The organism is Flavisphingomonas formosensis (assembly GCF_009755815.1).
Classification (GTDB): domain Bacteria; phylum Pseudomonadota; class Alphaproteobacteria; order Sphingomonadales; family Sphingomonadaceae; genus Flavisphingomonas; species Flavisphingomonas formosensis.
In genome coordinates this window covers 332,186-352,618 of the sequence record NZ_WRPK01000008.1, presented here as the reverse complement: position 1 = coordinate 352,618, position 20,433 = coordinate 332,186, and the positions used below count along the sequence as shown (strand labels likewise).

The 20,433-nt window shown below is 66.0% G+C and carries 16 protein-coding genes and 1 pseudogene; 11 read left to right on the top strand and 6 right to left on the bottom strand.

All coding sequences use genetic code 11. The features are described from left to right. A pseudogene (locus tag GQY20_RS22090) lies at nucleotides 1-206 on the top strand (1-deoxy-D-xylulose-5-phosphate synthase); the annotation flags it as partial. Between the two features lie 64 nt (nucleotides 207-270). Here the strand turns inward: GQY20_RS22090 and GQY20_RS22085 are convergent. Continuing rightward, nucleotides 271-924 (bottom strand): RBBP9/YdeN family alpha/beta hydrolase, encoded by a 654-nt coding sequence (locus GQY20_RS22085; protein WP_232476188.1) that lies wholly within the window; start codon nucleotides 922-924, stop codon nucleotides 271-273. Nucleotides 925-1,088: 164 nt separating this feature from the next. Here GQY20_RS22085 and GQY20_RS22080 point away from each other — a divergent pair, with 164 nt between their 5' ends. The 4 genes from GQY20_RS22080 to GQY20_RS22065 all read left to right on the top strand — a co-directional run bounded on the left by GQY20_RS22080 (nucleotide 1,089) and on the right by GQY20_RS22065 (nucleotide 3,418). Then, the gene (locus tag GQY20_RS22080) at nucleotides 1,089-1,844 is read left to right on the top strand and encodes a TlyA family RNA methyltransferase (protein WP_157219311.1); all 756 of its coding nucleotides are present in this window, start codon (nucleotides 1,089-1,091) and stop codon (nucleotides 1,842-1,844) included. A gap of 84 nt (nucleotides 1,845-1,928) precedes the next feature. Beyond that, the gene (locus GQY20_RS22075) at nucleotides 1,929-2,483 is read left to right on the top strand and encodes a TspO/MBR family protein (RefSeq protein WP_157219310.1); all 555 of its coding nucleotides are present in this window, start codon (nucleotides 1,929-1,931) and stop codon (nucleotides 2,481-2,483) included. A 37-nt stretch (nucleotides 2,484-2,520) separates the two neighbouring features. Then, nucleotides 2,521-2,793 carry an accessory factor UbiK family protein gene (locus GQY20_RS22070; protein ID WP_157219309.1) on the top strand — a complete coding sequence of 91 codons (273 nt, stop codon included), beginning with the start codon at nucleotides 2,521-2,523 and terminating at the stop codon, nucleotides 2,791-2,793. A gap of 115 nt (nucleotides 2,794-2,908) precedes the next feature. After that, a complete protein-coding gene (locus GQY20_RS22065) occupies nucleotides 2,909-3,418 on the top strand; it encodes a type III secretion system chaperone family protein (protein ID WP_157219308.1) in 510 nt (169 codons plus the stop codon). A gap of 12 nt (nucleotides 3,419-3,430) precedes the next feature. On the opposite strand, the gene GQY20_RS22060 is transcribed toward GQY20_RS22065, so the two are convergent. After that, nucleotides 3,431-5,722: a putative bifunctional diguanylate cyclase/phosphodiesterase gene (locus GQY20_RS22060; protein ID WP_157219307.1), complete on the bottom strand. Its 2,292-nt coding sequence runs from the start codon at nucleotides 5,720-5,722 to the stop codon at nucleotides 3,431-3,433. 234 nt (nucleotides 5,723-5,956) lie between these two features. On the opposite strand from GQY20_RS22060, the gene pgi reads away from it, so the two are divergent. Both pgi and gorA read left to right on the top strand, forming a co-directional pair. Further along, the gene (gene pgi, locus GQY20_RS22055; RefSeq protein WP_408641131.1) at nucleotides 5,957-7,465 is read left to right on the top strand and encodes a glucose-6-phosphate isomerase; all 1,509 of its coding nucleotides are present in this window, start codon (nucleotides 5,957-5,959) and stop codon (nucleotides 7,463-7,465) included. Between the two features lie 93 nt (nucleotides 7,466-7,558). Continuing rightward, a complete protein-coding gene (gorA, locus tag GQY20_RS22050; protein WP_157219305.1) occupies nucleotides 7,559-8,905 on the top strand; it encodes a glutathione-disulfide reductase in 1,347 nt (448 codons plus the stop codon). 46 nt (nucleotides 8,906-8,951) lie between these two features. Here the strand turns inward: gorA and GQY20_RS22045 are convergent, their stop codons facing one another. The 3 genes from GQY20_RS22045 to GQY20_RS22035 all read right to left on the bottom strand — a co-directional run bounded on the left by GQY20_RS22045 (nucleotide 8,952) and on the right by GQY20_RS22035 (nucleotide 12,253). Continuing rightward, nucleotides 8,952-9,467, bottom strand: coding sequence for a cupin domain-containing protein (locus GQY20_RS22045; RefSeq protein WP_157219304.1), 516 nt, complete (start codon nucleotides 9,465-9,467; stop codon nucleotides 8,952-8,954). 150 nt (nucleotides 9,468-9,617) lie between these two features. Next, nucleotides 9,618-11,564 carry an acetate--CoA ligase gene (gene acs, locus GQY20_RS22040; protein WP_157219303.1) on the bottom strand — a complete coding sequence of 649 codons (1,947 nt, stop codon included), beginning with the start codon at nucleotides 11,562-11,564 and terminating at the stop codon, nucleotides 9,618-9,620. Nucleotides 11,565-11,641: 77 nt separating this feature from the next. Beyond that, nucleotides 11,642-12,253 (bottom strand): TetR/AcrR family transcriptional regulator, encoded by a 612-nt coding sequence (locus GQY20_RS22035; protein ID WP_157219302.1) that lies wholly within the window; start codon nucleotides 12,251-12,253, stop codon nucleotides 11,642-11,644. Between the two features lie 169 nt (nucleotides 12,254-12,422). Between GQY20_RS22035 and GQY20_RS22030 the strand changes: the two genes are divergently transcribed. The 4 genes from GQY20_RS22030 to GQY20_RS22015 all read left to right on the top strand — a co-directional run bounded on the left by GQY20_RS22030 (nucleotide 12,423) and on the right by GQY20_RS22015 (nucleotide 19,145). After that, nucleotides 12,423-13,586, top strand: a complete 1,164-nt coding sequence (locus tag GQY20_RS22030) for an efflux RND transporter periplasmic adaptor subunit (protein ID WP_157219301.1) — start codon at nucleotides 12,423-12,425, stop codon at nucleotides 13,584-13,586. A 4-nt stretch (nucleotides 13,587-13,590) separates the two neighbouring features. Next, on the top strand, nucleotides 13,591-16,794 hold the full coding sequence (locus tag GQY20_RS22025; protein WP_269769771.1) for a multidrug efflux RND transporter permease subunit: 3,204 nt from the start codon (nucleotides 13,591-13,593) through the stop codon (nucleotides 16,792-16,794). Between the two features lie 64 nt (nucleotides 16,795-16,858). Further along, a complete protein-coding gene (locus tag GQY20_RS22020; RefSeq protein WP_157219330.1) occupies nucleotides 16,859-18,280 on the top strand; it encodes an efflux transporter outer membrane subunit in 1,422 nt (473 codons plus the stop codon). A gap of 7 nt (nucleotides 18,281-18,287) precedes the next feature. Then, nucleotides 18,288-19,145 carry an HpcH/HpaI aldolase/citrate lyase family protein gene (locus tag GQY20_RS22015; protein ID WP_157219300.1) on the top strand — a complete coding sequence of 286 codons (858 nt, stop codon included), beginning with the start codon at nucleotides 18,288-18,290 and terminating at the stop codon, nucleotides 19,143-19,145. A 38-nt stretch (nucleotides 19,146-19,183) separates the two neighbouring features. On the opposite strand, the gene GQY20_RS22010 is transcribed toward GQY20_RS22015, so the two are convergent. Continuing rightward, on the bottom strand, nucleotides 19,184-20,386 hold the full coding sequence (locus GQY20_RS22010; protein ID WP_157219299.1) for a cytochrome P450: 1,203 nt from the start codon (nucleotides 20,384-20,386) through the stop codon (nucleotides 19,184-19,186). Nucleotides 20,387-20,433: the final 47 nt, after the last annotated feature.

Here is a 20,433-nt window from a genome sequence, read left to right as displayed (position 1 = left end):
ATGTCCTCACCCTCGCCAGCGACCAGGGCCTCATCGACGCCGGCCTCAAGCTCAGGACCCTGCGCCTGCCGGACACCTTCCAGGACCAGGACAAACCCGAACGCCAGTACCAGGACGCCGGACTCGATGCCGACGCCATCGTCCACACCGTGCTGAAGGCGCTGCGACGCAACAGTGTCGGCGTCGTCGAGGGCGCACGCGCCTGATCCGGATTTGCCGCCTCCGTTGAGGCCCCGGCGATTGCGGAGACGGCATCTGGCCCGGCCTTGATCAGTGCCGTAAAGGCTGAGCGATCGCCAGGCGCGCCTGCAGATCGCCGAGCGCGTGCGGCTGGCCCGGGCCGGTTCCGACGCCGATCAGTCGCTCGAGCAGTTCCTGGCCCTCGTGCCACCAGCCGACGCCGGATGTGGCATTGATGTGCCCGCAGGCCCCGATATTGACGAAATGACTGCCCCAATCGCGCGCCATGTCGAAGGCGCGCTGCGGCGATGCATAGGGATCGTCCTCGCTGGCGACGACGATCGAGGGGAAGGGCAGGCATATGCGCGGCGAAGGGCCGAAGCGCTTGATCTCCTCGCGCGCGCCCATCCCGTCGGGATCGGGTGGCGCGACGAGCAGGGCGCCCGCCACCGGCCAGCCCCAGGGCTGACCCGAGAGCGCTGCCCACCAGGCGACGGCGAGCGCGCCCAGGCTGTGCGCGGCCAGCACCACCGGCGCCTGCGCCGTACGAATGGCCTGATCGAGCTTGGTTACCCAGCTGTTGCGGTGAGGAGAGCTCGACATGCCGAGATCCACCTGCACCGTATCGTCGCGCGAGGCGGCCCAGAGCGTTTGCCAGTGGCCTGGACCCGCGCCGTTCAATCCAGGTACCGTCAGCACTGTCGGGCGGCGTGTGCCGATTTCCATATCCAGGCGAGTCTGCATTGGTCTCTCCTGTCGTTTTGCTGAACGTAGAGTATGTCTACTGCTGATGTAGACAAGATGTGATTCGACCGAAGGCCATCTTTCTGCGTCAACCCGATCGCAGTCGTCCCGAGCCGTCGTGCCGCGAATTGCGGCGACCGCCCCGGAACCTCTAAGGGGGCTGGATGGCGATCACACAACGCGCGGATCAAATGCTCGTCGAACGCGGCCTGGCGGAGACCCGGACGCGCGCCCAAGCCCTCATTCTCGCCGGCCTCGTCTATTCCGGCGATCGTCGGATCGACAAAGCGGGCCAGGCACTGAAGCCGGATGCACCGCTCGACGTTCGCGGGCGCGACCATCCCTGGGTGTCGCGCGGCGGCGTCAAACTGGCGCATGGGCTCGATCATTTCGGCTGGGACGTGAAGGGGGCGGTCGCGATCGATGTCGGTTCATCGACCGGAGGTTTCACCGACGTGCTGCTCAGCCGTGGTGCGGCTCGCGTCTATGCGGTGGACAGCGGCACTAACCAGCTGGCCTGGAAGCTGCGGCAGGACGATCGGGTCATCGTGCACGAGCAGACCAGCGCCCGGATCCTGACGGCGGGGCACATTCCGGAGCCGGTTGATCTGATCGTCTGCGATGCGAGCTTCATCGCCCTTTCCAAGGTGCTGGAGGTTCCGCTCCGCTTCGTGGGACCCGCGGGACGGCTGATGGCGCTGATCAAGCCGCAGTTCGAAGCCGGCCGCACGGAAGTCGGCAAGGGCGGGGTGGTGCGCGATCCCGCCGTTCATGATCGGGTCTGTGGGGAGGTGTCGGACTGGCTCTCCCTCACCGGTTGGCAGGTGGAAGGGATTGAGCGCAGCCCGATCACGGGGCCGGAAGGCAATGTCGAATTTCTGATCGCCGCGCACGTCCCGCCGCGGGATTCGCTCGCATGAGCGTGCTGAAAAGCGCTTCCTCATCGTTAAAAGCTGTGAAATGGTCTGCCCCGACAACCGCCGGATCCTTTGAACGGGAGCAGAATGGGAGAAATCGCGTCGCCTGGGCAGCTCAGGATGTCCTTCCTGCGCCGCGCGCTTTTCGTGATACCGCTTATCTGCCTGATCGGCATCGGTTCCGGCCGCCTCGCCAATTCTGGCTATGGCAATCCCTGGTTCGCGATGCTCGTCAAGCCGGCGATGACGCCGCCGGGCTGGGTGTTCGGGCTGGTCTGGACAATCCTCTACGTCATGATGGGCCTGGCCCTAGCGATCATCCTCAATGCCCGGCGCGCACCGGGCCGGGGCGTCGCCATTGCCGTTTTCCTGATCCAGCTGCTGCTCAACTTCGCCTGGTCGCCGCTGTTTTTCGCCGCGCACAAGGTGACGGCAGCGCTGGCTTTGCTGCTGCTGCTCATCGTCCTGGCGGGATGCGCCATCGGCCTGTTCTGGAGAATCCGCGCTTCGGCCGGGCTGCTGCTGATACCCTATTTTTTCTGGCTGTGTTTTGCCGCGATGCTCACTTTCCAGATAGACAAGTTGAATCCTGACGCAGAGAGGCTTGCGCCGGGCGGTCCGCGCGCCCAGATTCAATTGTGACAGGCGTGGCTCCGGCCGCGACGGGCAGGAGGATTGCATGCAGAGCGAAAACAAGCTTTTCGACGATCTGGTCAAGATGATGAACGGCGCTGCCGGCACGCTGGCCGGAATGGGCCGTGAGGCCGAATCGACGGCGCGTTCCAAGGCGAAGGAGTGGATTGGCGGACTCGACTTCGTCTCGCGTGAGGAGTTCGAGGCGGTGAAGGCGATGGCTGCGGCCGCCCGCGACGAAGCGGACGCGCTGAAGGCGCGCCTCGACGCGCTGGAAAAGGCCGCCGTCGGGGCGGCAGAGGCGAAGGGCGGAGCCTGACTCCTTTTTTCCCTCGCCTATCCACAATTTTATCCACTGACGAGACGATGTCGTCTTGTCAGTGGATTTCCGTGCGTCCAGATTCGCCGTACAGAGGCCGCCCGGGGAGGGCCGAATGACGGTCGATGATTATGAAATGCAGCGCGATGCCAGCGCGCCTGTCGATATGCTGGAGCACTATTATTCCGCGCACGGCTGGACTTACGAGCGTTCCGGAGACGAGGAGATCGTTGCCGCCTTCCAGGGCAGCTGGACGCAATATGAGTTGCGCGCAGTGTGGCGTGAGGAGGACAATGTTCTCCAGTTCCTGGCGCTGCCCGACATTCGTGTCCCCAGCGACAAGCGCGGTCTGCTTTACGAGACGATCGGCCTCATCAACGAACAGCTGTGGATCGGCCATTTCGAGTTGTGGGCAGGTTCCGGCCTGCTCGTCTTCCGCCATGCCTCGCTGCTCGAGGCCGGCGGCCACGCGGTGCTCACGCTCGATCAGGCGGAAACGTTGATCGAAGCCGCGATCGACGAATGCGAACGCTTCTATCCGGTGTTCCAGTTCGTGCTTTGGGCCGACAAGACCCCGCAGGAAGCGATTGCGGCCGCGTTGATCGAGACCCAGGGCGAAGCGTGAGTGCGGTGTCGGTCACGCGACCTGCGTGATCGGCCCGTCCCGGAAGAGATCAACCAGCTCTGCTTCCGGCACCGCGCGGGAATAATGATATCCCTGCAGCGTGTCGCAGCCGGCCGCGACCAGGAAACGGTGCTGCATGTCCGTCTCCACTCCTTCCGCGGTGACGCGCAGGTTCATCGCGTGGCCGAGCGTGATGATCGCGACGATGATCGCGCTCGCATCCTCCGGCTGGCCGATGGTGCGCACGAAGCTGCGGTCGATCTTGATCCGGTCGACCCGGAAACGTTGTAGATAGCCCAGGCTGGAGTAGCCGGTTCCGAAATCGTCCAGCGCGATGTGGAAACCCAGCCGCCGCAGCTCGGCCAATGTGGCGCCTGCCACTTCGTCATCCGCGAGCAGCACGCCCTCGGTAATCTCCAGCTCTATCCTGCTCGGATCCGCTCCGGTCTCCTCCACGATCGCAAGCAGGCGCGAAGCGAAGCTCGAATCGAGGAACTGGACAGGAGAGAGGTTGACCGCAAACCCGACGCCGGGCCATCGCCGCGTCATCGCGCAGACCTCGCGCAGCACCCATTCGCCGAGCGGCACGATCAGGCCGCTTTCTTCCGCAATCGGGATGAACCGGTCCGGCCCGATCAGCCCATGCTCGGGATGATTCCAGCGTACCAGCGCCTCCAGGCCCGTGATCGCGCTCGACTTGGCTGCGACCAGTGGCTGAAAATGGAGGGTGAGTCCAATGCCGGTACGGATCGCCTGATGCAGCTCATCCTCGATCGAGGCGCGACTCAGCACCAGCTCGTCCATCGCTCCTTCGAAGAAACAGTAATTATTCTTGCCATGTCCCTTGGTGCGGAACAGCGCGATATCGGCGCGGCGCATCAGCTCGATCCGGTCGATGCTGATCCCGTCCGCGCAGGCGACGCCTATGCTTGCGCCGATATGGATCAGCGAGTGGCTGACATCGAAGGGCGCCCGCGCCGCGGCGAGCACCTGCTGACACAATGACCGGAGCGCGACGTGATCGGCGCCCCGCGGCATCAATATGGCAAATTCGTCGCCACCCAGGCGCGCGGCGATTTCCCCGCGCGTGCAGAGCTGCGCGATACGTGCGGCGAACTGGCTGAGCAGCATGTCGCCCGCTGCGTGGCCCAGCGTGTCGTTGACCCGCTTGAAGCGGTCGAGATCGATCAGAATCAGTGCGGCGCCACCATCCCCGATGCCGTGATGGAGTGTTTGATCGATCTTCGCGTGCAGCATCGCCCGGTTGGCGAGACCGGTGAGCGGATCGTGAAACGCAAGGTGCTGCGCCTGTGCCTCGCTGGTCCGCAATTCCGCCATCGCGCTTTCGAGTTTGTGGGTGGACCGGCTGAGCGAACGGATCAGCCAGACCATCAGCACGATCATCATCAGCAGCGCTGCGACGGCGACCGGCGCGGCCTGCTCGAGCACGAAGGCGCCGGGCAGCTCCGGTTTCCAGACGATCGAGCCGATCGAAGTTCCGTCCTCGCCGATCAATGAGAGCGCGCGTTCGTCCGGCCGCACGTCGCTGAGATTAGGGGTGAAGCGCACGCCGGCCAGCAGGTTGCGGCGAGACAGCTCGTCGAGAAAGGATTTGCCGAGAAAGCGGATGCTGACGATGGTGCCGGCGGCCTCGCCATTGCGGGCGCGCAGCTCGGCACTGTTGGGAACGATCTTCATCGCGCTGATCGCCGCGGGCTGTCCGTCGACCAGAGCGAGGTGGGAGACGTGGATCGCGTTGGGCGGCATGCGGATACCGCTCGGCAGCAGGGTCGTACGGGCGCGGTCGGCGACGCGATCATGGAGATGGCCGGGCTTCGGGACGGGCGCGTAGAGTTCGGCGACCGCTTCGCGCGCGGCGTTGCCGGCGGATCGCCACGCCGCCTCTGGAGCCATGTGGCGGCCGTCCAGCAGCGCATAGAGTCCACGGCCACCGCGATCGATCAGGTAGACGCGATCGTGTCCGAAGCTGTTATGCAGCCAGCCACCGACATTGTCGTCGATCCAGCGGACGTCGGGAGCGCCTCGCTCCATTTCCGCGAACAGCGGATCCCAGACGGCAACGGCTTCCTGATTCTGTGAAAGCTGGTCGATGCTGGCATCGATCGCGTGGCGGACCATGCGGATCTGCCGATTGAGCGCGATCGCATCGCTGGAACGCGCGGACCAGAAGATGTCGAGCGACAGCGTGCCCGCGATGCCAAGCACCGCAAGGGCGATCGGCAAGACCACCCGTGCCGGAAAACGCGCGGACGGACGAACCGGAAGGTCAGTCGTCTGCCGCATCGTGGCGATTTGCTCGCTTCATCAGGTTTTCTAGCGCGGCAGGCGTTAACAGGTGATTGTGCGAGCCCGCATTTCGACGGCTGTCTTCCGATTTGGTTCGGAAAGAGAGGAGTGGGCCGTCGGATGTTTCCGATCGGCGCCATATCGCTCCAGGGCTTTGTGGTCGCATTTGCGCGGAAAACCGGTTCCCACTTTTCCGCACGATGCTCTAGTTAGGGTGGATCGTATCGGGAGATGGGCATGAGCGACGTGGACGGCATCTGGGGTGGGATTGCGGACACGGCAGCGAGATCGCTCACCGATCTGTTCACGGCGGAGCCCGATCGTCTTTCGCGCTTCGTGATCGACGAAGGCGGGATCCGCTTCGATTTCTCGAAAACGCATCTGGATGCGGACATTGTCGGCCGCTTCGCTACTCTCGCTGAGGCGATGGGGCTTGCTCAGAAACGCGACGATCTGTTCAGCGGCAAGCGGATCAACGTCACCGAAGATCGCGCCGTCGAGCACAGCGCCGAGCGGGGGCAGGGGGCGCCGGAGAGCGTGGCGCGTGCACGGGCGTTCCATGCGCGCATGCGCGCGCTGATCGATGCGATCGAGGCCGACGCGCTTGGCCCGATTCGGCACGTGCTGCACGTCGGCATCGGCGGCTCCGCGCTGGGGCCGGACCTGCTGATCGACGCGCTCGGGCGCGAGGCGGACCGCTATGACGTCGCGGTCGTCTCCAATGTCGACGGTGCGGCGCTGGACGAGGTGTTCAAGCGTTTCGATCCGACTGCGACGCTGCTGGTCGTCGCGTCCAAGACCTTCACCACCACCGAGACCATGCTCAACGCGGCGAGCGCGCTCGCCTGGCTGGAGCAGGGCGGGGTGGAGGATCCCTATGGGCGCGTGATCGCCCTGACCGCCAGCCCGGAGAAGGCGGTCGAATGGGGTGTGGACGAGACGCGCATCCTGCCTTTCGCGGAGAGCGTGGGCGGCCGCTATTCGCTCTGGTCGTCGATCGGCTTCCCCGCGGCGCTCGCGCTCGGCTGGGACGCGTTCGAGGAATTGCTCGAGGGCGCGGCGGCGATGGACCGCCATTTCCGCCTGACCCCGATCGAGCGCAACGCGCCGGCGATCGCGGCCTTCGTCGATCTCTATTACGCGGCGATCCGCGGCGCGGAGACGCGCGGCGTGTTCGCCTATGACGAGCGGCTAAGGCTGCTGCCGTCCTATCTGCAGCAGCTCGAGATGGAATCGAACGGCAAGCAGGTGACCGCGGACGGGCAGTCCATTCATCGGCCGACCGCGCCGATCACCTGGGGCGGCGTCGGCACCGACGCGCAGCATGCGGTGTTCCAGCTGCTCCACCAGGGAACGCATCTCGTGCCCGTCGAATTCATCGCCGCGATCGAGCCTGGCCACGTGCTGGACGAAGGCCATCACCGCCAGCTCCTGATCAACGCCTTCGCCCAGGGTGCGGCGCTGATGGCCGGCAAGGCGAGCGAGGATCCGGCGCGTGCCTATCCCGGCAACCGGCCCTCGACCACCATTCTGCTCGATCGGGTGGATCCGACGCGGCTCGGCGCGCTCCTCGCATTCTACGAGCATCGCGTGTTCGTGAATGGCGTGCTGCTCGGCCTCAACAGCTACGACCAGTTCGGGGTCGAGCTGGGCAAGGCGATCGCCAAATCGATCGAAAACGAGGGGACGGACCGCTTCGATCCGTCCACCCGCGCGCTGATCGAGCGCGCGTTCGGCTAAACCGATCACAGAAAGCGCCAATGCCCGTTTGCGGGATGCGCCGCGCGACGCCATATGCGCTGCCGCGTGAGAATCTGACAGCTGGAGACGCCGGTGGCCGAATTTGACTATGACCTGTTCGTGATCGGCGCCGGCTCCGGCGGCGTGCGCGCCTCGCGCGTTTCGGCGGCGCATGGCGCGAAAGTCGCGGTCGCGGAGGAATATCGGGTCGGTGGCACCTGCGTGATCCGCGGCTGCGTTCCGAAGAAGCTGCTCGTCTACGGCGCGCATTTCGCAGAGGATCTGATGGACGCGCGGCGTTTCGGCTGGAACGTGCCGGAATGCGATTTCGACTGGGCGGCGCTGCGCGACAATGTGCTCGCCGAGGTGACGCGCATCGAAGGCGCCTACACCAACACGCTGGAGAGCCATAAGGTCGACATCGTGCATGATCGCGCCACTGTTGCCGGCCCGCACGAGGTGACGCTGGCGTCCGGCAAGACGGTAACGGCACGCTACATCCTGGTCGCCACCGGCGCCTGGCCCGCGATCCCGCAATGCCCCGGCGCCGAGCATGGCATCACCTCCAACGAGGTGTTCCATCTCGATGCGCTGCCCAAGCGCGTCGTGGTGGCAGGCGCAGGATATATCGCCAACGAATTTGCGGGTATCTTCCACGGCCTCGGCAGCCATGTGACGGTGGTCAACCGCTCCGACCGGATCCTGCGCGGCTACGACACGCAGATCAGCGACCGGCTGCTGCAGATCTCGATGGCGAAGGGGATCAACTTCGTCTTCAACGCCACCTTCGAGAAGATCGAGAAGCAGGCGGACGGATCGCTTCTCGTGTTCATGAACGACCGCGAGCCGCTTCCGGCCGATTGCCTGCTGTTCGCCACCGGTCGCCTGCCCAATACCGCGGGCCTCGGCCTCGAAAATGCCGGCGTCGAGCTTGACGAGAGTGGCGCGGTCAAGGTGGACGAGGATAATCGCTCGAGCTGCGACAGCATCTTCGCAGTCGGCGACGTGACCAATCGGGTACAGCTCACCCCCGTCGCGATCCGCGAGGGCCAGGCTTTCGCCGACACCGTCTTCGGTAACAAGCCGCACCGCGTGGATTATGGCTGCATTCCGAGCGCGGTGTTCAGCCATCCCCCGCTGGCGGGCGTCGGCATGACCGAGACGCAGGCGCGCCAGAAACTGGGATCGGTGAAGATCTACACCTCCGATTTCCGCGCGATGAAGAATGTGCTGGCCAACCGCAACGAGCGCGCGCTCTACAAGATGGTGGTCGATGCGGACACCAACCGCGTCGTCGGCATCCACATGATCGGCCCCGACGCGCCGGAGATACTGCAGGCCGCGGCGATTGCGGTGAAGGCGGGGCTGACCAAGCAGGCCTTCGACGACACGATCGCGCTGCATCCGTCGATGGCGGAAGAGCTGGTGCTGCTGAAATAACTTGCTTCCGCCATGCCGAATGAATTTCGGCATGGCGGCGATGGAATTACCTGCGCGGTTCGCCCCCCAGCATGAAGACGGCGACGACGGCGTCTTCGGTTCCGCGGTTGTACCAGCGGTGCCGGGTGCCGTTCTGGACGAAGGTGTCGCCGGCCTTCAGGTGGACATGGATATCGTCGTCGAGCTCCATGGAGGCTTCGCCGGAGAGCACCACCTCGAAATCCACCGTGTCTGTGGTATGCATGCCGGGCTTGTCGGCATCGCCTTCGACGATGTCGTGGAACTGACGCGCGCGCGCCGCTGCTTCGGGCGTATCCTTGCCGGAGCCGGCGGCGTCTTCCGGATGGAGCACCATGATCGAGAAGCGATAGCCGCCCGGTCCGGGAAACAACGTCGTGAAGGGCGATTGGCGGCCGTCGATCGGGAAGCGAGGCAGTGCGTCGGCGCTCCACAGCGAGGCTCCGCCCATCGATCCGTGGCTGCTGATCTCGATACGTTCATCGCTCACGATGATCGATCTGCCGTTGCCGTCCTGCCCGCTGACCACGCGGCGAATGTTCATGCCTCTCTCCGTCTCGCTTTTCGGTGCCCAATCCGGACCCGCGAGACAGTTTCCCTGCTCCGGCCGAGCTTGTCGAAGCCCTTCCTTTGTCTTTTTGAGACCAGGGACAGGAAAGCCTTCGACAAGCTCTGGGCGGACGAGAAAAAGGGCTCAGCCGACCCGGTTTGCCACCAGATCCGTCACGACCGCGGGATCGGCGAGTGTGGAAGTGTCGCCGAGTGCGGCCGCGGAGGTTTCGCCTTCGGCGATCTTGCGCAGAATGCGGCGCATGATCTTGCCCGAGCGCGTCTTGGGCAGGCCGGGAGCGAACTGGATCGCGTCCGGTGTGGCGATCGGTCCGATCTCGGTCCGCACCCAGTCGCGCAGCTCCTTGCGCAGTGCCTCGGACGGCTCCTCGCCGGCGTTGAGCGTCACATAGGCGTAGATGCCCTGGCCCTTGATGTCGTGCGGGAAACCGACGACTGCGGCCTCGGCCACCTTGGCGTGGAGCACGAGCGCGCTCTCCACCTCGGCGGTGCCCATGCGGTGGCCGGAGACGTTGATCACGTCGTCGACCCGGCCGGTGATCCAATAATAGCCGTCCTCGTCGCGCCGGGCGCCGTCGCCGGTGGTGTATTTGCCGGGGAAGGTGCTGAAATAGGTCTGGAAGAAGCGCGCGTGATCGCCCCACACGCTACGCATCTGGCCGGGCCAGGAGCGCGCGATCACCAGATTGCCCTCGGTCGCGCCCTCCAGCACCTTGCCCTCGCCGTCGAGGATCTGGGGCTCGATGCCCAGGAAGGGCTTGGTCGCGCTGCCCGGCTTCAGCGGGGTGGCGCCGGGCAGGGGAGTGATCATGTGGCCGCCGGTCTCGGTCTGCCACCAGGTGTCGACGATCGGGCAGCGGCCTTCACCGACCACCTCGTGATACCAGCGCCATGCCTCGGGATTGATCGGCTCGCCGACCGTGCCGAGCAGGCGCAGCGACTTGCGGCTGGTGCGGGTGACGAAATCGTCGCCCTCCTTCATCAGCGCGCGCAGCGCGGTGGGCGCGGTGTAGACGGTCGACACATTATGCCGGTCGACCACCTCCCAGATGCGCGCGGGCGTCGGCCAGTTGGGCACGCCTTCGTACATCAGCGTGGTCGCCCCGTTGGCGAGCGGGCCGTAGACGATGTAGCTGTGGCCGGTGACCCAGCCGATGTCGGCGGCGCACCAGTAGATCTCGCCCGGACGATGATCGAAGACCAGATCGTGGGTGATGCTGGCCCAGAGCAGATAGCCGCCCGAGGTATGAAGCACGCCCTTGGGCTTGCCGGTGGAGCCTGAGGTATAGAGGATGAACAGCGGATCCTCGGCGCCCATCGGTTCGGGTGGGCATTCCGCCGGCACGGCCTCGGCGGCCTCGTGCAGCCACACGTCGCGGCCTTCGGCCATGTCGATCCTGCCGCCGGTCGCCCGCACGACGATGACGCTGTCGACCGAGGTGCAATGCTCGAGCGCCTTGTCGACATTCGCCTTGAGCGGCACCGGCTTGCCGCCGCGCCGCCCCTCGTCGGCAGTGATCACGATGCGCGAATCGCAGTCGGTGATGCGCCCCGCGAGCGCGTCGGGCGAGAAGCCGCCGAACACGACGGAGTGGATCGCGCCGATCCGTGCGCAGGCGAGCAGCGCGAAGGCGGCCTCGGGAATCATCGGCATGTAGACGGTGACGCGATCGCCCTTGCGCACGCCGCGCGCCTTCAGGACGTTGGCGAACTTGCACACTTCGGCATGGAGCTGGCGATAGGTGTAGCTTTTCGACGCTTGCTGGGGATCGTCCGGCTCCCAGAGAATCGCGATCTGGTCGGCGCGCGTCTTCAGATGCCGGTCGATGCAGTTGGACGAGACGTTGAGCTTGCCGTCGGCAAACCAGCGGATGCCGAAATCGGCTTCGTGGAACGACCAGTCGCCGGCGATTTCGGGACGGCGTATCCAATCGAGCCGCTTTGCCTGTTCCAGCCAGAAACGGCCCGGATCGGCCAGGGAGCGGCCATAGAGATCGGCATAGCCCTTCGCATCCACCTTGGCATTGCCGGCCCATTCCGCCGGAACCTCGTAGATCGTTGGATCCGCCATGCTGCTCTCCCGTTCGCCTTCGCCGCGCGCTTGTGCCGAAGCCTGGCCGGGGATGGCAAGGGGGATGATGGGCGAATTTACTGCACGCGATAATGGGTGATGAACGGTTCGATCCGCCATGAAGGATCGCGACCGTCCGAGGGCTCGTCGTCCGAGGTGCGGAACAGGCCGCGCATCTGGACGTCGTGCAGCAGCAGGCTGAAATAGAGGTCGGCCGCGCCTTCGCTGTCGTCGATCACGGCCAGGCCCGCGTCGTTCCATTGCTGGAGCAGGGCGGCGAGGTGCAGCGTCCAGACATGGCTATATTCGCTGTAGAAGCGGCGGGCGAATTCGGGATCGCGCAACCCCTCGATCATCACGATCCGCATCAGGCCGATCATGCGCGGCGCGGAAAGCGAGGCGGTGAGGTTGCGCGCGATGGCGCGCAATACCTCGGACGGGCGGTGCCCGTCGGCGATCATCGCCTCGATCGCATCGTCGCGTTCCTCGACTGCACTGCCGACGACGGCGCGCAGCAGGCCCTGCTTGTTCTCGAACAGTTCGTAGAGCGTCGCAAGCGATCCGCCGGACCGCTTCACGATCGCGCCCAGGCTCACTCGATCATAGCCATGCTCGAGGAACAGGGCCTCAGCCGCTTCCAATATGGCTTCCCGACGATCGACGCGCCGCCGGTCGCCGCAGATCAGCATTGGGCCACCGCGATCTCTCTCCCTCGTTCTGGCGGGCCGTTGACTTGTAATGTATGTTACATTACCCGCTGGTACAACCTCTTTGCGATTGTGATGTCCGGTCCTGGGCTATTGCGAATCACACAGAGGACTATTGTGAAGTTCAGGTAATGATCCGGAAGAGCGCAGCATGAAGAGCCTGGTTCCCACGTTGCGAGCCGGATCGATCGGGCTGACGATCGCCCTGGCCGCCTGTGGTGCGCAGCAGCAGCCTGCCCCCCCGCCGCCCGAGGTGAATGTCGTCACCATCCAGCCGCAGGCCATCGCCAATGTCGTCGAGCTGCCCGGCCGCGTGCAGGCCGTGCGCACCGCCGAGGTGCGCGCGCGTGTCGACGGCATTGTCGAGCGACGGCTGTACGAGGAGGGCAGCGACGTGCGCGCGGGCGCCCCGCTGTTCCGAATCGACCCGCGGCCGCTGGCCGCCACCTATAATGCGGCACGCGCTGCGCTAGCGCGCGCGCAGGCGACGGCGACCAACGCGCAGCAGGTGGTGAACCGCTACACACCGCTCGTCTCGCAGCAAGCGGTGAGCAAGCAGGAATATGATGCGGCGGTGGCGACCGAGCGTCAGTCCCAGGCGGACGTCGCCCAGGCGCGGGCGCAGGTGGACAGCGCCAGGCTGAATCTCGATTATGCCGCGGTGACGGCGCCGATCGCGGGCCGCGTGGGCCGCGCCGAGGTGACGGAAGGCGCGCTGGTCAGCGCCTCGCAGGCGACGCTGATGACGCGGATCGAGCAGCTCGATCCCATCTACGTGAACTTCTCCCAGTCCAACAGCGAACTGATGGACCTGCGCCGCGACATCGCGTCGGGACGGATCAACATCCCGTCGCTGGACCGGGTGCGGGTGAGCCTCGTGCTCGAGGACGGCAGCGTCTACGGGCTGACCGGGCATCTCAACTTCCTCGACATGTCCGTCGACGAGACGACCGGCAGCGTTTCGCTGCGCGCCGAATTCCCCAATCCCCAGCGCACCTTGCTGCCTGGGCAGTTCGTGCGCGCGCGCATCCAGGCCGGCGTCGCGCCGGGCGGCGTGGCGGTCCCGCAGCGATCGGTGATGGTGACGCCGCAGGGCGCCAGCGTGATGGTGGTCGGGAAGGGCAATATCGCCGAGGCGCGCACAGTGAAGCTGGGCGGGCTGCAAGGCGGCCAGTGGGTGATCCTCGACGGGCTGAAGCCTGGCGAGCGGGTGATCACCGACGGTGTCATCAAGGCGAAGGCCGGCCAGCCGGTGACGATCGCCAAACCCGGCTCCAAGCCTGCCGGTCCCGGCAATCCTGCCGGCCAGCGCTGAGCCGATGATACCTCGTTTCTTCATCGACCGTCCGGTCTTCGCCTGGGTGATCGCGCTCGGCATCGCGCTGGCCGGCGCGATCGCGCTCAGAGGCCTTTCGGTCGAGCAATATCCGAACATCGCGCCCCCGTCGCTGATGATCAACCTGACCTATCAGGGCGCCGACGCGGAGACGCTGGAGCAGAACGCCACCCAGGTGATCGAGCAGGAGCTGAACGGCATAGAGGGCTTCCTCTACATGTCGTCCACCAGCCAGGCGAACGGCACCGCATCGATCACCGTCACGTTCAAGGCCGGGACCGACATCAACTTCGCGCAGGTGGAGGTGCAGAACCGGCTGAGCCGCGTCGAGCCACGCCTGCCGGCCGAAGTCCGCCAGCAGGGCATCCAGGTCGTCCAGGCGAACAGCGGCTTCCTGATGGTGGTGTTCATCAGCTCGAAGAGCGGCCTGACCGGACCGACCGAGCTCGGCAACATCGCCAATGCGCAGCTGATCGACGAACTGCGCCGCGTGCCCGGCGTCGGCGACATCCGCCTGCTGGGATCGCAATATGCGATGCGCATCTGGCTCGATCCGGAAAAGCTCGCTTCCTACAAGCTGTCCGCCGCCGACGCGCTGGCCGCGGTGCAGGAGCAGAACAGCCAGACCGCGGGCGGCCAGATCGGCGACCTGCCGCAGGCGAACGGCATAGAGATCAACGCGACGGTCGCGACGCAGAATCGTTTCACCAATCCGGAGCAGTTCCGCCAGATCATCCTGCGCGCCAATCCGGATGGATCGACAGTGAAGCTGGGCGACGTGGCGCGCGTCGAGCTTGGCGCCGACAGCTACATCACCAGCGGCGAGCTGAACGGCAAGCCGGGCGTCGGCATGGCGATCCAGACCACCAATGGCGCCAATGCGCTGGCAACGGCGGAGGGCGTGAAGAAGCGCATGGCGGAGCTGCAGAAGCAGCTTCCCGCCGATGTGACCTGGGCCGCGCCCTATGACAGCACGCCCTTCATCAGCGCATCCGTGCACGAGGTGGTGAAGACGTTGATCGAGGCGATGTTCCTCGTCTTCCTCGTCATGCTGCTCTTCCTCCAGAATCTGCGCGCCACGCTGATCCCGACGCTGGTGGTGCCGATCGCGCTGCTCGGCGCGTGCCTGGGCCTCGCGCTGTTCGGCTTCACGATCAACGTGCTGACCCTGTTCGGCATGGTGCTGGCGATCGGCATCCTGGTCGACGACGCGATCGTCGTGATCGAGAATGTCGAACGCATCATGGCGGAAGAAGGGCTGGCGCCCCGCGAGGCGACGATCAAGGCGATGGACCAGATCACCAGCGCGATCATCGGCATCACGCTGGTGCTGATCGCGGTGTTCCTGCCGATGGCCTTCTTTCCGGGATCGACCGGCGGCATCTACCGGCAATTCTCGGTCACGCTCGCCATCTCGATCGGCTTCTCGGCGCTGCTCGCCTTGACCCTCACCCCTGCACTGTGCGCGGCTTTCCTGAAGCCCCACGCCAAGCCTGCGGAAGAAGGCGGCCACGAAGTCGCGGAGACGGCGTCGGCGCCCGGCTGGCGCGGTGCGCTGGGACGCGGCTTCAACCGGTTCAACGGCTGGTTCGGACGCACCACGGACCGCTATCAGGCGCGCGTCGGCGGGATGCTGAAGGCGCCGGTCCGGTGGCTTGTCGTTTTCCTCCTCCTCGTCGGCCTTACCGGCCTGCTCTTCTCGCGCGTGCCGGGCGGCTTCCTGCCCGACGAGGATCAGGGCTATCTGATCTCCATCCTGCAGGGGCCGCCGGGCGCGACCCAGGCGCGGATGGACAAGGCGGCACAGCAGGCGGTCGACTATTACCGGTCGCTGCCGCAGGTGACGCGGGTCGTGCGCTTCCGTGGATTCAGCTTCTTCGGCCAGGGGCAGAGCGCCGGCATCATCTTCACCATGTTCAAGCCGTGGGACGAGCGACACGGCAAGGAAAATGCCGCAAGCACCATCCTCGGCAAGGCATTCGCACGGATGATGCAGATCAAGGAATCGATGGTCTTCGTCATCAACCCGCCTGCGATCCGCGAACTCGGCACCGCGAGCGGCTTCTCCTTCCGGCTGGAGGACCGCACCGGGCAGGGCCAGCAGGCGCTCGTCGGCGCGCGCAACCAGTTGCTCGGCCTCGCGGCGCAGAGCAAGGTGCTGGCAGGCGTGCGACCGGAGGGGCTGGAGGATGCGCCGCAGCTCAAGGTGGAGATCGATCGGGTGCGCGCTCGCGCGCTCGGCCTGGCCATCGGAGACGTCAACAACACGCTCGCCATCGCCTTCGGTTCCGCCTACGCCAACGACTTCAACAACAGCGGCCGCGTGCTGCGCGTGCTGATCCAGGCCGATGCCGCCTATCGGATGACCCCGCAGGATCTGCTGGATCTGCGCGTGCGCAACAGCAGCGGGGAGATGGTGCCGTTCAGCGCCTTCACCAAGGCGGAATGGATTTCGGGATCGCAGCAGCGGCAGCGCTATAACGGCTATCCTGCCATGTCGATCTCGGGCACCGCGGCGCCCGGCTATTCGACCGGACAGGCGATCGCCGAGATGGAACGGCTGTTCAACCAGCTTCCGCCCGGCTTCAGCTTCGAATGGACGGGCCTCTCCTATGAGGAAATTCAGGCCGCGGGGCAGGTGGCCGCGCTGCTCGGCCTCTCGCTGATCGTCGTCTTCCTCGTGCTGGCCGCGCTCTACGAGAGCTGGACGGTGCCGGTCGCGGTGCTGCTGGTTGTGCCGCTGGGCGTGCTCGGCGCGGTGTTGTTCACCATGCTGCGCGGGCTCAATGCCGACATCTACTTCAACGTCGGCCTGATCGCGATCATCGGCCTCGCCGCGAAGAACGCCATCCTGATCATCGAATTCGCGATCGAGGAGGAAGAAGCGGGCAAATCGGTGGTCGAGGCGACTCTTTCCGCCGTGAAGCTGCGCCTGCGGCCGATCATCATGACCAGCCTTGCCTTCATCCTCGGCATGATGCCGCTCGTCTTCGCCACGGGCGCGGGCGCGGCGAGCCGGCGCGCGGTTGGGAGCGGCGTGATGGGCGGGATGATCACCGCCACCGTTCTCGGCATCTTCTTCATTCCCGTCTTCTATCTGGCGGTGCGCCGCTGGGTGACGCGCAAGGCGCCGCATTCCGCCGGCCATGGCGAGGGCGGCGAGCCGCAGGAGCCGGCGCATGACTGAGCGGATCGCTCCTTGCCTTTTCCGTCATCCCGGCTCAGCGGAGCGCTTCACGACTTTCGTCGGGATGACGAAGAAGGGTAGCATCGCCTTGGCCTTCATGCTCGCCGCCTGCGACATGGCGCCGAAGCATGTCCGGCCGGCGCTGCCGACGGCGCCGGCCTATCCGGCGGATACCGCGCAGCCGGCCGGCGAGATCCGGGCGGCCGACATCGGCTGGCGCGACTTTTTCGTCGATCCGCAACTCAAGATCCTGATCGCGACCGCGCTGGAGCATAATCGCGATCTCGCCGTCTCGGTGGCGCGCATCCAGGAAGCGCGGGGCCAGTATCGCATCCAGGAGGCCGAGCGCCTGCCCGAGCTCGACGCGAACGGCGCCTATACGCGCAGCCGCGTCGGCGCGGCGAGCCTGTCCGGCCAGGGGGCAGTGCCTGCCGGCAGGAGCGGCGTCGAATATAGCAATTATTCCGCGAGCGTCGGTGTCTCCTCCTTCGAACTCGATTTCTGGGGACGGGTGAAGAATCTCAGCAAGGCCGCGCGCGAGAGCTATTTCTCGACCGTCCAGGCCGAACGCGCCTTCCGCCTCTCGCTTATCCGCGATGTTGCCACCACCTATCTCGCCGCGCGCGAGGCGGACGAGCAGATCGCTTTGGCCGAGCGCACGGTGAAGAGCCGCGAGGACGGGCTGCACATCGCCAAGCTGAGGCTCGACGCCGGCGTGACCTCCGCGCTCGACTATCGCCAGGCCGAGACGCTGCTCACCCAGGCGCAGACCTCGCTCGCCTCGCTACGCTTGTCGCTGGCGCAGAACCGCAACGCGCTGGAGGTGCTCACCGGCCAGCCGCTGGCCGGCGATCTGCCGCCGCCGCTGCCGCTCGAAGGCCAGCGGCTGGACCGGGCGATCGTGCCGGGCCTGCCGTCGGACCTGCTCGACAACCGGCCCGACATCATCTCGGCGGAGGATTCGCTGAAGGCGGCGCGCGCCAATGTCGGCGCGGCGCGCGCCGCCTTCTTCCCGCGCATCACCCTGACCGGCGATGCCGGCTTCTCCTCCACCTCGCTGGACAAGCTGGTCGGCAAGGATGGGCTCGGCTGGAGCTTCGGGCCTTCGATCAGCCTGCCGATCTTCGACTGGGGGGCGACCAAGGGCAATCTCGACGTCGCCAAGGCGCGCGAGAACATCGCCGTCGCCACCTATGAGAAGACGGTACAGACCGCCTTCCAGGAAGTGGCGGACGCGCTGGCCGGGCGGCGCTGGCTGGCCGATCAGGTAGCTGCACAGCAGCGCGCAGTGGTGGCGCAGACGCAGCTCGCCGATCTCGCGCGCACGCGCTATGCCAACGGCGTGGCCGAATATCTCGAAGTGCTGGACGCCGAACGCAACCTGTTCTCGGCCCAGCAGGCGCTGATCCAGCTCCACCGCGCCGAGGAGCAGAATCTGGTGTCGCTGTACGTCGCCCTGGGCGGCGGGTTGAAGGGCGCGGAGTAAGCCGAGCATGACCGATATCCGTCCGCGCCGCAGCGCGCTCTATCTGCCTGCCTCCAATGCCCGCGCGATCGAGAAGGCGCGCGGCGCGCCGTGCGACGTGGTGATTCTCGACCTCGAGGATGCGGTGGCGCCCGACATGAAGGCGCTGGCGCGCGAGCAGGCGCTGACCGCCGTGAAGGAGGGGGGCTTCGGCCGGCGCGAGCTGATCGTGCGCGCCAACGGGCTCGACACGCCGTGGGGCGCCGAGGATCTGACCGCGCTCGCCGCGGCGGGGCCGGACGCGGTGCTGGTGCCCAAGATCAGCGATGGCGCGGAGGTGCGCGCCTGCGATGCCTTCCTGAAGGATGCGCCCGATGGCATGGTGCTGTGGGTGATGATCGAGACGGCGCGCGCGGCGCTTCGGCTCGACGATATCGCCTCGGCCGCGCGCGACACGCGGCTGGCCGGCTTCGTGATGGGCGTCAACGATCTGGCGAAGGAAACCGGGGGCGAACAGGGCGTGCTGCGCGAGCCGTTCCAGGCGATCCTGGGCCTGTCGGTCGCGGCTGCGCGCGCCTATGGCCTCGCGATCCTCGATGGCGTCTACAATGCGCTGGAAGATGACGAAGGGCTGGCGCAGCAATGCGCGCAGGGCCGCCGCTTCGGCTTCGACGGCAAGACGCTGATCCATCCGCGGCAGATCGACATCTGCAACGCCGCCTTCACGCCCGGCGAGGCCGAGGTGGCATGGGCGCGCAAGATCGTGGCGGCGTTCGACGAGCCGGAAAATGCGTCGAAGGGCGCGATCCGGGTGGACGGCAAGATGGTCGAGCGGCTACACTTGGTGCAGGCGAAGCGCGCGATCGCGATCGTCGAGGCGGTGTAGCCCTTCTTTATCCTCCCCCCTTTGGGGGAGGATGGGAATCAGGCGTGTTTCCCCAGCACGATCGGCAGCGTACTCACACCGCGCACGTTGCTCATCACCGCGCGCGTGGTGCGGGTGGGATCGACCTCGAAATCGGGGAAGCGCGTCAATATCTCGTCCAGCGCGATCGCGATCTCCTGGCGGGCAAGGTGAATGCCGAGGCATTTGTGCACGCCGAAGCCGAAGAAGACCGAGCGATTGTCGAGCGGGCGATCGATGTCCAGCACGTCGGGGTTTTCGAAAGCGCGCGGATCGCGGGTGGCGCTGCCGGTGCAGAGCATCACCCGCTGGCCGGCGGGGATGGTGACGTCGTGCAGGGTCACGTCGCGCGTGGTGGTGCGGCCCTGGAGCTGGGACGGCGGCTCGAGCCGGAGGATCTCGTCGACGGCATTGGCCATCTTGCTGCGATCGGCGGTGAGTTTGGCGCGTTCGGCGGGGAAGCGGTGGAAGGCCATCGCCGCATTGGGGATCGCCTTGGCGACCGTCTCGTGGCCCGCAAAACCCATCTCATTGTAGCGCACGGCGATCTCGAAATCGCTCATGCTGTGCTTCACGCCCTGCTCGTCGGTCACTTCCTCGTTGATCAGCGTGGTGATCACGTCGTCGCGCGGGTTGGCGCGGCGGTCGGCGGCGAGGCCTGTGTACAGCTCGATGGTGCGCATCATCGCGCGGGCCTGCGCCTCGGGATCGCTGCTCTCGCCGCGATAGATGGTGGTGTTGGCGAGTTCGTGGACCTCGGCGCGCAGCTCCTCGGGAATGCCGAGCAGCTCGCTGATCACGCTCAGCGGCAACTCGACGCTGAACTCGCTGACGAAGTTGAACTCGCCGTCCGGCCCATATTTCTCATAGGCGGTCTCGAGCAGCTCGATTGCGCGCCGGCGGATGAAGATGTCGAGTGCGGCCATGCGCGGCCGGCTGAACAGCTTCACCACCAGGCCCTTGGCCCAATTATGCTCGGGCTGGTCCTTGACGATCAGCAGCGGCATTGCCGCCTCGGTGCCTTCGATGGTGACGCCGCCCGCGCTGCTGAACGTCGCGGCGTCCCGATGCGCCATGACGACGTCATCGTAGCGTGAGAGTGCCCAGAACTTCATCTCGGGGTTGTGGTAGACGGGCGCCTCGTCGCGCAGGCGGGCGTAGATCGAATAGGGATCGTGAAGATAGGCCTGCCCATACGGATCGAAATGCACCGGTTGCGCCATCGTCTGTCCCTCTGCTGCCCGTGAGAGGCCATCTCCGCCGCTTGGGT